General features: G+C 55.2%; 10 protein-coding genes. 2 read left to right on the top strand and 8 right to left on the bottom strand.

Annotation, left to right across the window (positions count from 1 at the left end; all coding sequences use genetic code 11):
- Positions 1-798 precede the first annotated feature (798 nt).
- Entirely contained in the window at positions 799-1,467 is a 669-nt protein-coding gene (locus tag RMSM_RS36190) for a low molecular weight phosphatase family protein (protein ID WP_008709849.1), read from the bottom strand.
- 412 nt (positions 1,468-1,879) lie between these two features.
- Between RMSM_RS36190 and RMSM_RS39240 the strand changes: the two genes are divergently transcribed.
- Together RMSM_RS39240 and arsB are read left to right on the top strand one after the other, a co-directional pair.
- Positions 1,880-2,224, top strand: a complete 345-nt coding sequence (locus RMSM_RS39240; RefSeq protein ID WP_081614478.1) for an ArsR/SmtB family transcription factor — start codon at positions 1,880-1,882, stop codon at positions 2,222-2,224.
- 83 nt (positions 2,225-2,307) lie between these two features.
- Positions 2,308-3,378, top strand: coding sequence for an ACR3 family arsenite efflux transporter (gene arsB, locus RMSM_RS36185; RefSeq protein WP_008709845.1), 1,071 nt, complete (start codon positions 2,308-2,310; stop codon positions 3,376-3,378).
- A gap of 81 nt (positions 3,379-3,459) precedes the next feature.
- On the opposite strand, the gene arsA is transcribed toward arsB, so the two are convergent.
- The 7 genes from arsA to RMSM_RS36145 form a co-directional block, all read right to left on the bottom strand.
- On the bottom strand, positions 3,460-5,241 hold the full coding sequence (gene arsA, locus RMSM_RS36180) for an arsenical pump-driving ATPase (RefSeq protein WP_040771468.1): 1,782 nt from the start codon (positions 5,239-5,241) through the stop codon (positions 3,460-3,462).
- Between the two features lie 333 nt (positions 5,242-5,574).
- Positions 5,575-6,849 carry an arsenite efflux transporter metallochaperone ArsD gene (gene arsD, locus RMSM_RS43315; RefSeq protein WP_008709841.1) on the bottom strand — a complete coding sequence of 425 codons (1,275 nt, stop codon included), beginning with the start codon at positions 6,847-6,849 and terminating at the stop codon, positions 5,575-5,577.
- Positions 6,850-6,972: 123 nt separating this feature from the next.
- Complete coding sequence (locus RMSM_RS36170; protein WP_008709839.1) at positions 6,973-7,308, bottom strand: ArsR/SmtB family transcription factor; 336 nt, start codon at positions 7,306-7,308, stop codon at positions 6,973-6,975.
- A gap of 234 nt (positions 7,309-7,542) precedes the next feature.
- Positions 7,543-8,409: a LamG domain-containing protein gene (locus tag RMSM_RS36165; protein ID WP_008709836.1), complete on the bottom strand. Its 867-nt coding sequence runs from the start codon at positions 8,407-8,409 to the stop codon at positions 7,543-7,545.
- Between the two features lie 112 nt (positions 8,410-8,521).
- Entirely contained in the window at positions 8,522-12,709 is a 4,188-nt protein-coding gene (locus RMSM_RS41680; RefSeq protein ID WP_160168454.1) for a beta-galactosidase, read from the bottom strand.
- 326 nt (positions 12,710-13,035) lie between these two features.
- A complete protein-coding gene (locus RMSM_RS36150) occupies positions 13,036-14,127 on the bottom strand; it encodes a glycoside hydrolase family protein (RefSeq protein ID WP_040771467.1) in 1,092 nt (363 codons plus the stop codon).
- A 104-nt stretch (positions 14,128-14,231) separates the two neighbouring features.
- Positions 14,232-14,831: sulfatase/phosphatase domain-containing protein (locus RMSM_RS36145; protein WP_040771465.1), on the bottom strand; the 600-nt coding region annotated here is incomplete at its 5' end.

Genomic DNA, 14,831 nt, shown 5'->3' with positions numbered 1-14,831 from the left:
GATTGTGTTTCTTCCGGTGAACGTGTATAGCGCATGGGTTAGCGCGCCGGTCGGAGGTCACCAGTGGGGCTTGTCCTACTTGTTTTTGCGGATACCGGTGCAACTGATCATCGTCGGCTGGGTTTGGTTTTGGCTGGTTTCCCGGCGAACCGCGAGGTAGTCGATGATGGATAATTGCGTCAGGTGCCAAACAGTCCGCACCGTGGATCAGCCGTCACAATCACCGTGAGGATTCACAATTGCAATCCGATTCGGAATGCGGCGAATAATTATCGGGAATACCTCGATGGTTCAAGTGCAGTGAGAAATGACGCGCTGGGCAACGCCGTGAAGCATTTTTTAGCGGCAGGGCGTGAGCCCAATGTCATCTACTTTGGTAGCGGCAGGGCGCGAGCGGTCCGGTTGAGGCGAGTAAAACGTTCGATTTAGACCGGGCGGGCCCCGCGCCGCACCGCTACAAACGCCACCCGTTTAGTGCCAAAATCGATGGCATTGGGCTTGCGTCCTGCCGCTAAAACCTAGCAAAACACGGGGAATGAATGCTTTACAGCGTTGCGTGCTGGGGCTCACAGATAGAGACGAACTGGGGGCGAAAAGGACGCATCAAATCTGGGGAAGTCCCGCGAAATACCGGGGCTCTGACGCCCGCGGACTCACCACTGTGATTTGCACTTCGCTAAAACTCTCGCGCGAGTTCCGCGACAAAATACTCCACTGCGTTGCCGATTCTCAACAGCGAAATTTGGGACATGTGTCGCATGCGAGTTGCTATTTTTGCTTCGAGCGATGAGATTCAACCTAGCGGTCGGTGGCTTGATTCACCAGCGACATCATGTAAAGCATTTCGCTACAGATTTGGGTAGTGCGTTCGTCGTATCGCTGGGCCTCGAACTCGGTGTCGTCGGCGACTTTGGGGTCTTCGTATCGAATCGGCATCCGCAGATCGCAGCCCATCACCAGCGGGCAAGCCTCATCGGCTTGCGAGCAGGTCATAACCGCACAGTAGTTTCTGCTTGGATTGGGCGGCGAATCGTAGACCTTCGAGACGCAGATCTGCGGAGTCGATGTTTCCGAACTGTAGACAAGGTAACGTGAATTCGCCGCGTTGGGGTCCTCAGCAACGATCCTGAGTCCGCATCGCTGCAAGGCTGTGACCGCGCGAGGATTAAACGCCGTCGCCTCGGTTCCGCCGGAGTAAGTTTCAATCCCCTCCAATCCGTAGTACTCGACCGCCACGTGTGCCCAGACTTGTGCGAGCTGACTACGGCGCGAATTATGGGTGCAGATGAAGGTCAAGTTCGCCGTCTTCGATTCCGCACGACGCTGGAGAATGTAGTCGGCTACTTTGGCGAGGTCTTCCTTTCGGTCGCCAGGAATCTCGCTAAAGCGAGCCGTGGTCTGTGCGAGGTAGCGTTTTAGCTCTGGATACAAGCGGGCTAATGAATTTCCCGTATCATTCGATGTCATTAAAGTTTCCTTGGTTCATCTATAAAGCCCTAGCGGGAGCGACCGTGAGTTGACTTCGTCCAAGCAACCCGATCAAGCTTGCTGCCAACGCCAACTGTATTTCAAACAGTGCCATACTTCTCTGCAATTCCGAGGAGCGATTCCAAACGGTCATCGCACTCGTCGGTATCAACGATGAATTTCGTATATCATCGAAGGTCACCCCACTTTTACCCCTCGAAGAGCGTCATCGTTTCCTTTCGCTTGAAAATCTTGTGTGATCGTCAAACGCCCCCCGTAAGCGGTCGCGCTGGTTTAACTCATCAGCGTAATGATGTCGCACGCAACCGGTCATCATCTTAGCGTCTTGACCCGCGTTGCGGTAGCCAATATACTTGCATACTGACGCAAACGTGCATTCGATGAAGTTATCATGAATTTACAGCAAGCCTCTCAATGCTACGGACCTATCGACGACCTGCTGGACGCGGAGCTTTTTAAGGCGTTAGGCGAACCGACGCGATTACGGTTGCTCTCCTGTTTAGCAAAAGGGGGGCGTCCCTGCTCCGTCACGGAATTGACCGAATGCTGTGAGGTCGACTTATCCGTCGTCTCGCGTCACTTGAGCGTATTAGAGAAAGCGGGTGTTCTAACTGCGTCAAAGGAAGGCCGCACTGTCTTCTATGCAGTGCGATACAAACACCTGAGTGAAGTTTTTAGCGCATTGGCAAAAGCGATCGAGGGTTGTCGCCCGAAACGACGCTCGAAGAAAGCATAACGCCAGCGTGGGTGGTGCGACGACGCCTGTATTCGTCGTGAACCGTCGCGGTCACCACTTGTTAGATCCGAAAGAACATAGACATGGACAAGGCAGCCAAGGCTGGAATCAGCTTCTTTGAAAAGAATCTTACGTACTGGGTCGCACTCTGCATGGTGATCGGAGTGCTGATCGGAAAGTTTGCGCCGACGGTACCCGCGTTTCTTGCCAAATTTGAGTACGCCAACGTATCCATTCCCATCGCGATTCTGATCTGGTTGATGATCTATCCGATGATGATGAAGGTCAATTTCGCAAGCGTTAAGGATGTCGGAAAGAACCCGAAAGGATTATTCGTGACCTGGATCGTGAATTGGTTGATCAAGCCTTTTACGATGTTCGGTATCGCGGCGTTCTTTTTCTATGTCGTGTTCAAGCCTTGGATATCGCCAGAGTTGGCCAAAGACTACCTCGCCGGTGCGGTTCTATTAGGCGCCGCGCCGTGCACGGCAATGGTGTTTGTGTGGAGTCACCTGACACGTGGCAACGCAGCTTACACGGTCGTCCAAGTGGCGACGAACGATTTGATCATCCTGGTCGCGTTCACACCGATCGTTGCTTTCTTGCTTGGCATCGGCGGGATTACGATTCCATGGATGACGTTGATCGTTTCGGTGGTGTTGTTTGTTGTTGTGCCGTTGGTTGGCGGAGTCCTGACCCGACATTTGGTTATTCGATCGAAAGGCGAAACGTATTTTCAGAATGCGTTTTTACCCAAGTTCAATAACATCACGATTGCTGGATTGTTGCTGACTTTGGTTTTGATTTTTTCATTCCAAGGCGAAGTGATTATCAACAATCCACTGCACATTGTGTTGATCGCGATTCCGTTGATCATTCAAACGGTGTTCATATTCTTCTTGGCCTATGGAACTTGTTACCGTCTGCATTGCCATCACGACATTGCAGCCCCAGCCGGAATGATTGGTGCATCGAACTTCTTCGAGCTATCCGTCGCGGTGGCGATCACGCTGTTTGGTGCTTCTTCGCCAGTCGTCCTGGCCACGATTGTCGGTGTACTGGTTGAAGTTCCTGTGATGCTGGCGTTGGTTGCCTACGCTAACCGAACACGCGACTCATTCTCGGATATAGACGCAAGTCGCGAAGACTCGTAGCGTCGCGAAGTATCATCGAAGTCGGGAACTCGTTGCCTTGTCCACTACGGTGGCGCGGGCGGGGATCCGTTGCCTTGTCCACTACCTAGGAAGCGCACTTGAGTTGCACTGGGTTAGCTTCTCTAGAGCATCCAATCCAGTGGGTGGTTGCCGTTGCCAAGGGATGATGGCGGCACGGCTGGCCAGTTCTTCGTGCACTTCGCGGAGATATTGTTGCTCGTGTGTCTGACGCTGTTTCAACAGCGGATCGGTCAGCGGCAACGAGCTCAGCACCTGATTGACCACCCACGCATACGGCTCGATTTCGGCACGCCGCAGATCTCGCTGTAGCGCGGCCGCTTCATGGACCGGCGTTGCTTCGGCCAGCGTTACGATCAGCACACGAGTGAAGTCGGGATCGCGGAGCCGTGGCAGCAGGTTCTCGACCGCTTCGGGCATTTCGCTGGTTTGCCGCGTCACTTCGCGGTGGTAAGCCAAGGCGGAATCGAGTAACAACACGGTATGCCCAGTGGGAGCCGTATCGAGGACCACAATTTGGTTGGTACCCGCGGCAACGGCGTCGGCAAACGCCCGGAACACCGCGATCTCTTCGGTGCATGGCGATCGCAAATCTTCTTCTAGCAACGCCTTGCCCTGTGAGTCCAGATTCGCACCGGCGCTCGCCAATACCTCGGCCGAGTATTTCGCGGTTTCGGCCGCTGGATCGATGCGAGTGACCGATAGGTTAGGCAAGCGTTCCTCGTTCATCGCGGCTGCGATATGAGCCGCCGGGTCGGTGGTGGAAAGCTGTACGTCGTAGCCACGCTGGGCGATCGCTACCGCAACGGCCGCCGCCACGGTTGTCTTGCCAACGCCTCCTTTGCCCATCGCCAAAATCACACCGTGTCCGGGAGCGACCAAGTCGTCGATCAAATCGGACAGGGACGCGAGGTCGTCCACCTTTTCGCCGCTTTTGTCTGCAGAACCGCTGATCGCTACGGCGTCGACCGTGCCGAGACAGCGAAGCGATTCGATGCCCAAGATGCCGTTGGGGCTGAGTGGAACGATGGTTTGCGGAAACGCGTTCAGACTCACGGGCATCGCGTCCAAGGCTGCGGAGCCGCGCTGCTGCAGCGCGACGGCATAGGAGTCGGTCGCGTCGACAGCTTGGAACACGCCGTTGATGACTAGGTGTTGATTACGAACACCGAGTTCGGCCAGTTCCTCGCTGGTGCGCGCCGCTTCTCGCAGCGCGCTGCCTTCGGCGCGAGCCACCAACACCAGCGTCGTTGTATCGGCATCACTGAGTGCCTTAACCGATTCCTGATACAGTTTCTGCTGCGACTGCAGTCCCGCCAGCGGTCCCAGACAACTGGTTCCGGTCGTATTCTGCGACATGAAACCGTCCCAAGCTGATGGCAGGGTCAGCAGCCGCAGTGTGTGCCCCGTGGGAGCGGTATCGAAGATCACGTGGTCGAATTCGGCCGTGGCCGCCGGGTCGCCCAACAACCGAGAGAACTCATCAAAGGCCGCGATCTCCAGCGTACACGATCCGGAGAACTGTTCCTCCATACTCTTTACCGCTGCTTCGGGCAGCAGGCCACGATACGGGCCCACCATCCGTTCGCGATACTCGGCCGCCGATTTTTCCGGATCCAAGTTCATCGCAAACAGCGTGGGAATCGCCGGGATCGCCGTCGGATGGTTTTCCAGCGTGACGCCAAACACTTCATCCAAATTGGATGCGGGGTCGGTCGAAACCAGCAAGACCTTCTTGCCTGCGTCGGCCAGTCTGACTGCAGTCGCACTGGCTACCGACGTCTTTCCCACGCCGCCTTTTCCTGTGAAGAACAAGTTTCGGGATGGGGAGTCTAAGAATTTCATGCTTCGGGTTCCTTGGGTTAGTCGCGTTGGCTTGCAAAACGTCCGCGGCAAAATGGGAAACGCTGTGAACTATTTTCTAGCGGCACGGCGCGAGCCCAATGCCACTACTGTCGTAGTGGGACTCGCCAGAGTTCCTGGTGTTTCAACAGCAAAGATGAGAATTCTGGCGAATCCCACGACTTGAGCATCCCCCAATGGTTGCCAAAGTAGATGGCATTGGACGCGAACCGTCCGGTGTTTTGGTCGTAATGAAGAACCGGAGGGCTTGCGCCCTGCCGCTAAAACCTCGCGAAACGCGAGGGATAAATGCTTCACAGCATTGCGAAACCGGGATTAACAGCAGCCGCTCGAGCCACAGCATCCGCCATCAGGCTTGGCGACCGGCAGACCTTGTCCGGTCGGGGCCGCGCCGACCCAGCCGGCAAAATCTTCACGCGATGGGTATGCGGCTTGGCTGACGATCTGGCCATCGACCATCACCACGGGCAAACAGTCCGTGCCAGCGGTACTTATCAGTTGGTGAATCGACTTGTTATCGATAAAGGCTTGCGGTTGTTGGGCCAAATTGTAGCGTTCCACTTGATGGCCTTGGCCTTTCAACCAGTCCAGGTCGGCGGCAAACTTGGGCAGCACCGGGTCCACGTCGGGACCGCATACGCCGGTCGAGCAGCACATCGGCTTGTCGAAAACTTCAACGCTCTTCATCGTCTTCTGCTGTGATTTCGCAGGGGAAATCGGCATGGAGTCTGAAGTGGAGTTTTTCAGGGCATGCACGCGAACGCTGGCTGCATAAGCGTTGGCATCAAACGACTGCATGGCGGCGGCCAGCCCATCGTGCAAGGATTTTTCCTTGGTCTCGGCAGCCGCATCCTCCGCATCGGCGTCGCAACCGCCGCCACAGCAACCACTGTCGGTGGCCATCGCGTAGGCGTTCAGGTCCGCGCCCGTATCGGTCACGACCACCGAAGTAAAGCCGGCTTGTTCCAACGAACGGCGATAGTCGTCGATCAGGATTGCACCCGAGATGCAACCCACGTAGGCCTCGACGCTTTCCTTGATGTCTGCGGGCAGTTCTTGTTTGAGGGCAATGTCGCTGATCGCAACGCGACCGCCCGGCTTGAGCACTCGCAGGATCTCGGCAAACACGGCCGACTTGTCCGGCACCAAATTGATCACACAATTGCTGATCACGCAATCGACGGAGTCATCGGGCAAAGGCAGCTGGTCGATCGTCGCTTGGTGGAATTCGACGTTGGTGAGGCCGAGTTTCTGTTGGCCGGCACGAGCTCGCTTGAGCATCTCGGCGGTCATATCGATCCCAATGACGCGGCCGGAATCGCCAACTTTTCGAGCAGCCAGGAACACATCCATACCTCCGCCGCAGCCGAGGTCCGCGACCACTTCGCCTTCGCGAATCCCTGCTAACGCCAAAGGATTTCCACAGGACAGCCCCATATTCGCTTCGGCGGGCAGCTGGTTCAGTTCGTCTTCGCTGTATCCGAAGGCCGAGGCGATCGAGCGGATCGCCGTCGATTCGTTGGAAAGTTCACCGCGGGCCACGCCAGCGTATTGGTCTCGCACGTCATCGACAATCATTCGCTCTTTCATGGGGTGTTCCTTTTTTGATCGTCCATCGCCGAAAGACGATGGGCCGGCTTAAAATTTTTGGTTTGAATGGACGGACGTCCTGCCCCACCGTTTCACAAAAGCGAAGCGAGGATCCGCGGGAAACTACAACTCTGCGATAAACTTCTTCAGCTTTGCCAATGCAACGGGGTTGATGCAGTAGCAAACGCGAGGGCCGTCAATTTCGCCCTGCACCAAGCCGGTTTCTTTCAAAATTTTCAAGTGCTGAGACACCGTGGACTGTGCCAAAGGCATCTCTTCGACGATCTCGCCGCACATGCACGAGGTTCGATTGAGCAGCAGCCGCACAATCCGCACCCGAGCCGGATGGGCCAACGCCCACGTCAGCTTGGCCAAATCCTCGGCCCAAACGACATCCGGCAACGCCAGCTTTTCGCTTGTGGTGCAGCACGGTTGAGATTCTGGCTTGGTTCGGCCCATCGTGGGTTGCCTTGGAGGTTTGCCTAGTGATTCGCAGCTAAATAGCCTATCGTCGATTAACGATACACCACTGCAGTGTTTTTGTCAATTCGATCTGGCAATCGAGGCTGTCCGTTGGGTGACGAAGACCGAGATGGATCGTTACTGCAAAGCGAGATGGTTCTCAAACGCATTGCGTTTTCAATTCAGATCCGAGCTTCCGCATTTTTGTCGTCGGCGCCGGGGGCCACGATGCTACTGGAGCTTCCAAGTTCTGACCCAGTCATACTGTGTGGTTCTCTCTTCCCGCGTGCCGCTGGCGACGAGTCCTCCGTCTTCTGGGACGGGGTTCCAGTCATAGGTCTCGATTGCCATCTGGTAATACTTAGGCTGATCCCAGGGAACCGGTGGTTTCAGCGAATAGGCGTATTTGCCATCGAGGTAATATCGAACTTCGTGCGGCGATTTCCACCACGCTCCGTACACGTAATATCGTTCCCAGTTCTTCGTCTCGGTCTGGATTGAACCTTGGACTTGAACCTTCCCAGGCTGTCCCTTGGTCGTCTTGATGAGATTGGAATGAAAAATCTGGTCCCACCCGTGAGTCCAGGACGCGGCTTCCTTCGATAGTCGTCCGACACACTCCTGGATATCCAGTTCTTGCCGTTCTTTCACAGTGTCGTCCGTCATGAGCCAGAATGTTGACGACATCTCGGTCTTGTTCGCCTTCATCCTGCACTCGTAGTACCAACCGACTTGGCCGGGATGGATCGATCGCACGATGGCACCGCCGTAGAGGAATTCGTGGCCGTTGATGACTTTGGGGGAATCGAATTTGCGGACGGTCACCTGCATCTTGCCATCTTGCAGACGCACGTTTTCAGGTTGAAAAAGCCCTGGTGGCCGACCAATCCACCCCCAGCCTTTGGCACCAGGATCCGCCGACCATTTGTTCGTATCCAGCGTCGATCCCTCAAACTCATCCGAAAGATCGTCAATCTTCTGCCATACCCGATCGATTGGCTTCGGATCCTGTCCCTCGGCAAAGAACGGTTGGTTTTGGGCCATGCAGGGAAGTGCCAAAGCTGTCAAAGTAAACAGTGTCGAAAGTCGTTTGATCATTTGAATGGACCCATCTGTGCTGGTGGATAGAAGTTTGGCAAACGTATTGGCAATCGTCGGAGGTTGGATTCGGGAGAGTCGTGCGATTGACTCGTGGCCTCGTCCACCACGGTCAACGTCCGGCGCGATACTCGTACATCCGTTCCGCGACTTCCCGCGCGGCGGCGACCATTTCGGGGTATGGCGTGTCACAGATGTCAAGGAATCCGGTGTTGTAGTTCTCTCCATCACCGCGGCCCGCGGTTGGCTCGTCGTAGTACTGGAACCAATGAGTCCCCACCAGTAACGGGTTTCGCAAAGCACTCATTACATAATTCTTGTAGCATTCTCCACGATTTTCCTGGTTCTTGGCGGGCGCCCGGGTTGGATGGAACAGGCCTCGGTCTAACGCACCGAAATGGAACTCGCCGATAAGAATCGGCTTGTCTTCTCCCTTGGGCAGACGCATCTGATCAACCGAATACAAGTACCTGTTAAAACTAACCACGTCGGCATACCGACAGGCTGCTCGGATGGCCGTTTCGTTGTCCCAGATAAACCGACACCCAAGATACAATTGCCCCGGGGCGGCCTTGGCCAATTCTTCTTTGACGCTGCGGAAGTAGGTCTCAGAGGTCTTCTTCGCGAATTGGCGTAGATCTTCATTCGCCTTGTTCACATCCGGAGTTTGTGTGGCTTCGGCAAGATCGCTCCACGAGGCATGCTCGGTTCCCCATGCCTGATTGAGTGCGTCGATGGTTTCGTATTTGGCAGTCAGGTCCTTGATGAACTCTTGCTTGGCCGCCTGCTTGGAACTGCAACGAAGTGTCCATAAGGCCAGATCGATATCGCTGCCCCAGTACAACTCGTTGTCAACGTAATATCCCATGCACCAGGGGTCGCCGACCGAGTACTTCACCTTTTCGATGCCATGCGCGATGGACTGCCGAAATCTCGGATCGAACACATCGTGGAACTTCGTCCACATTTTCTGAGCCCCCTCAAGCACCGGTCCATCTTCGACATAGACGAACTCGACGTAGGGCGTACGTTTTTGCCGATTGATCGACGCATCGCACCAGCTGGCCAAGGTATTGAATCCCCAACTTCGCAGCCGCTTGTGCGAGATATCCTCGAACTCGGCTCGATGATCGTCACCGTACTTACGGTGCAGATTGGCCAATAGGTGGTTGTACATTCTGAAGGGGGTCATATCGGCATAGAATCCGAACGCCCATGTGCTCGCGAAATAGTACTTGCCAAGCTCGCTGTCTTCTTTCGGGAGACCACGAAAGTAGTTCTCACGGTGTTCGATGCCCGTTCCCCCGAATCGGGTCGAGACCGCATCCATCCCGTGAGACCAAAACCGACGCCCATCCGGATCGATCAGCCACCAACGACCATCGTGCTTCTCAACACGAAAAAACTTAGCGGGACCGTGTTGCGGCCCGTCTTTCCAGCCACCAAAACGATTGAAGGACGCAGGTCCCGGGTTGCTGGCCAGTTCCTTCTTCTCCGCCTCTCGACTGGCGACCAGATCGTCGATCGAATGCGTTTTGCCCGGCCACTGCTTGTGAATGAATTGACCAAACTTGTCGATGAACGGCAAAAATTCGTCCATGTCCATTTGGGTCATCCGCGTTTCAGCTTTGAAATTGTCAATCGTGAAACGATAGTCCTCTTTTGGTTGGCGTAAGAATATCACGACCTGCGTGACTGATGATGGATCGACCGTCTTCTGGCCCGGTGCCGCATGCATCCCTTGAAGCTCCAGTGAAGACGTGAATTTCCATGGCGTCGCATAAAGCGTCCCAGAGATCTTGCGAGATTCCTTGGCGGCGATGTTGTTCATCACCGTGAAGTTCTTTTCGATTCCGTTCGCATCGCGACTTTCAATCTTCAGCCCGATCTCGAACGGTTTGTCACCCTGGTTGACCACGTCGAACGACAAATGCTGGAACATTCCCAAGTCCCACGTGCCTTGCGTGGGTTTTAGCGTGATTCCAGGCCAATCAATCTCGTGTCCCGATTCAAGTAGCAGAGCCGAACCTGAATCGCTCTTCACACGCGAGATCTGAATGTCGCGAGTTTCGATCGATTCGAGTTGCTGATCGTCCTCGAAGTCAAACAGCACGGGTGACTGTGGATCACGAGATGCATCACTACTTGCTTGATGAGTTTGGATCTGTACCGAAGTGATGGTTGTGTCTTGTTGGGGCTGAATTTCAACCTTGTTGAGATCCTGTAGAAACGAGGCGGGGATCGACGCATTCAACGGCGCGAAGTATTCCGAAAACTCGTCCGCGTCGCCGGTGTCGATGTCGATCGGCTTGCCGTTGATCTTGACCAGGACCGGCTCCGTCAATCCACCGCGACGGTGGACGCCGATGATCAGCTTTGCAGAGTGTGTTTGGCTGGGATTGTCGATGCGGACATCAAAGGAAAGCGGTCTGCCATCACACTTGACCGCCGTTTCGGCCGCGTACCAGCGATCGAGAACGAGAGTGTTCTCTGGAGCGATCGGTTTGCCGGGCATGAGCCGAATGACGGTCGTTTCATTCACGTCGACAGGAATGGCCGCCGTGTCAACATCGTGCTCCGGTTCGAACACAATCTGTCCCTGGTGGTAATTCAAACGCGTTTGCATCGCACGTTTTGAACCGATCCTGTTTGCGACTTTCGACAGATCCACCGCGATCTGACGACCGCCCATGTTGGTCACCGCCAGCGAGATCCGCTTTCCGTCGTGAACGGCAACGACGTCCAGCCAATCGCGGTCGAACGCAACCGGCAGACGTCGCCCGTCGAAGTCTCGCCAGAGTTCAAAGTAGTTCGCAATGGCTGTCGGTTCAAAATCATCAATCGACCGATGCCGCTTGCGATCTTCCTTTGGGGTGAAGGCCGCATCACCGCTGTAGGGATTCCATGCCATATGCAGAAAGACGAAGGGCACAAACAGATCGATCTGGTCGGGGCGCTGCATCGACTTGGTCAGATAGGCGTTCCAAGCGAGCAACCGCAGCCAATTGTCCGATGGTTGGCGACCGTTTTGCAGTGATCCGCACTCGGTGATCAGGATTGGCAGCACGTTGTCCGCTTTGATCATGTGGGCGCGCAGCATGTCGAGGATCGCTTCGTAGCGTCCGAGCAGGTAATTGGAGTAACCGTGTCCGCGACGCTCGTGCGCGCCGAGCATCAGCGCGTTTTCATAAAAATGGTGGGAGAAGAAATCGATGTGTCCGCGAGTCTCTTCGATGAAACGAGCCTGATTCCGATAGAGCTCAAAGTCTTTGACTTGAAGCTGCATGTAGGCCGACGACGGACCGCCGACTTTCACGTTGGGAGCACGCTGGTGGACCGCATCGGCAACGCGGTTGTGAAAGTCCGCCAGTAGTCCCCATCCGTCGATGCCCTGGCTCTCTTTCCAGTGATGGGCCCACTCCGATTGCACGCTGCTCTCGTTTTTCACCTCCCACCACTCGGCCGTGAAACCGCCGTCTTTGATCTGGTCTTCGACATAGGCGGCGGCAAGTTCGGCAGCGTTGTCGAAATGTTCGATTTTCGGAGTCCCACGCCCGACCAGCGGCACCGACATGAATTCGGGCCAATCGTTGAAGCAGTAGGCAAACGGGATGTTTTTGAATTCCAGTATCGTGTTTCGGTGTCTCACTCCGGCGTCATACTGATCGAAGAACGACAGGTCCGCGGCCCCCGGTTTGTCCTCTCGCTCTTTCAGCGGTTGCCAATTGCCCCAGGCACGCGTGATTCCGGGATTGAATTTGAAGGCTCCACGCCCGGGCAGAAAGTTTCGCTCCGCCGCCCATCGCTCGAATGACGAATCGACCACGCCCGGAGTTTCGTGCATGCGGAACCAGCGGTCTCGTTCGAGCTGTGACGTTCCGCCGATCGAGAGTTCGTGGTCGGTGTCGACATCGATTTCCACTCGCTCTCGGGGAAACTCTGCGCCCAAATCGCGATAAGGGATCGTGTCAAATTCCGGCGGAATTTGCTTCTGCGCGATGAACACCAAATCATCGATCCGGCAGGTCGCTTCCTCGTCCTTCATCAGAAACCGGATTTTCATCCGTTCCGGCGGCTGATCGGACAATGGAATCGATGGCATCTGGACTCGGTAGAAATCCTCGACCTGTTGGCTGCGAGGCGGAGATTTGTCTGGCGAGAAAGGAAAGACGTAAACCTCTTTGACTCGATCAAGGTTCGCTCCGTGAAAAGCAAAGTGGCGGAACAGTCCCGCGATCCTCTCGGCACCCTCGGGCAGCACGATCTCGTCTCCGTGCCGGATCTCCTTTGTCTCCGTCATGATTGTGACTTCTTTCAAGCCGCGGTCACGCCCATTGCCGACAAATTTAGTTTCGCGTCCTTTTGCGAACGTCTCAAACAGATAGTCATGAATGGCCTGTTGATCCCTGCCTTCCTTGCTGAGTGTTTGAGCAGAGCAGGAATGGGAATGACTCGCAAATCCGCACAAAGCGAGAACGAGGAAAAGCGAACGGTGACGTGATAAGGAGGCGTTCATTTGCAGCGGTCCGCGTCGGAGTGGGCTAGATGAGGTTTGATACAAAAACGATGGCACAAGTGCGGGATTGGATTAGTGGTCTCGTCCCATGCGTGATCGTTAAGTTTTGATTATGGCTCGACTTTATCCGCCAACGGTTTGGCGAGTGGAATGTGAACGTTGAACGAGTGATCCTTCTCTTTCGTTTCTTCCGCGGCGCAGAACAACACCTTCGGCACTCCGCCGTCCAGCCATAGTTGCGGGCGTTCTAAACGATGAAACGATTGCACGGTTCCATCGCTCCAAGTCAGCTTTCGCTGCAACACCCAGGGATTTGCGGCGACGGACCAATTGAGTCCGTCGTCGGATGTGAAGAGCGCTAAGGAATCCTCGCCGGTCTTGTTGAAGTGACCTTTGTGATCGTTGACGATCGCCCAGCAACGATCACCATCAAACCAAATGTAGGGGTCTTCGGCCGGAAATTTTACGCCTGGTGCGGTAAAAAGCGTCTGCAAGTTCTTGGTAAACGGACCTGTGGGTGAATTCGACACGGCGGCCAAATGTACGACGGGGCCGCCGAACGGGAGTGGGCCTTTCTTTCCAACTGCTTTGTAGATCAGAACATACGTTCCATCACCCCGCCGCAAAATCGACGGATTGCTGGTCATTAGGGCATCCGGTGCGTCCGACGATTCACTGACGTCAATCAACGGACGATCAAATCGTTTCCAGGGTCCATCAAGACTCTCCGAAACGGCAACTCCGATGCGTTGGTTATTGCGATGGATTGGGTTGAGCTTGGCGGTCGCGTTGCCGTCGCCGGTGTTGCCCATGTAGTAGAGATAGTACTTGCCATCGAATTCATGAACGGTCGGATTGTGCGTACACATACCGTCCCAGAACTTTGCCCCTCTGGCCGGTAGAGCGACATCGACGTGCTTGTACGGTCCAAGCGGATCATCGGCAACGGCATGAGCAATCTCGCTATGGGTGACCCACGCGTTATGGCCCAGCTGACGTGGCCAGCGGCTGTACAGTAAATGGCATTGTCCATCGCTGTCGCGTGCCATGCTGCCGCCCCAGATGTAATAGTCCTCGTCGATAAATTTGGCTTTTGGCGGCACCGACTGAACCAACGCCTGGAAGTTAAGACTTGGCTGCTGGGCGGAGACTCGACCACTAAACCCGAACACGATCAGGATAGATGTGACAAGTAGATGCATGCCAATCCGTCTCGTAGTGGACGAGGAAGCCGTTCCTGTCGCGGGGGACTCGTGGTCTCGTCCACAACTAAGCCAGCCATTGATTGTCCCTTGCTTTGTTTTCATCATTTTGATCGGTAATCCTTTTCACTGTCGACGGTGTAGCGAAGCACCTTGGGCGATCCGGTTCCACGGGCCTTGGTTAGCATCGTTTTCCAGGCCAGCTTGAGCCGTTTTAAGGTTTCCGCGTGGGTTGTATCATCGATAAGATTATGAAGCTCGCCGGGATCACTGACGATGTCGTAGAGTTCTTCGTAGACCGGCGGTTCGCCCGCAATTGATGCCTCGGCGTAATAGCGAATGTATTTCCAACGTTTGTCTTGAACCGCTTCGATACGGGGATTGCCGAAGTGCGTGGACCACAGATTCTCGGTGAAGACGTAATCGCGAACCGGCTCGTCACTTCCCGTAACTAATCCCCGCAAACTCTTGCCTTGAAACGTTTCCGGCCGTTCGATGCCTGCATAGTCCAACATGGTGGCGGCAATGTCGATCGACTGCACCAACTGATCACTGCGTCGACCTTGCGTCGAATCCGGTGCCATCGGGTCGTAGACAATCATGGGCACGTGTGTCGTCTGTTCATAACAAAATGCCTTGCCCCCCAGCCCCTGTTGTCCTGAGTAGAGTCCGTGATCGGAGCAAAAGATCAACACGGTGTCATC

Origin of the sequence: Rhodopirellula maiorica SM1, from assembly GCF_000346295.1 — a bacterium.
Taxonomy (GTDB): Bacteria; Planctomycetota; Planctomycetia; order Pirellulales; family Pirellulaceae; genus Novipirellula; species Novipirellula maiorica.
The sequence above is the reverse complement of the archived record's forward strand: the minus strand, read 5'-3'. Positions and strand labels throughout refer to the sequence as shown.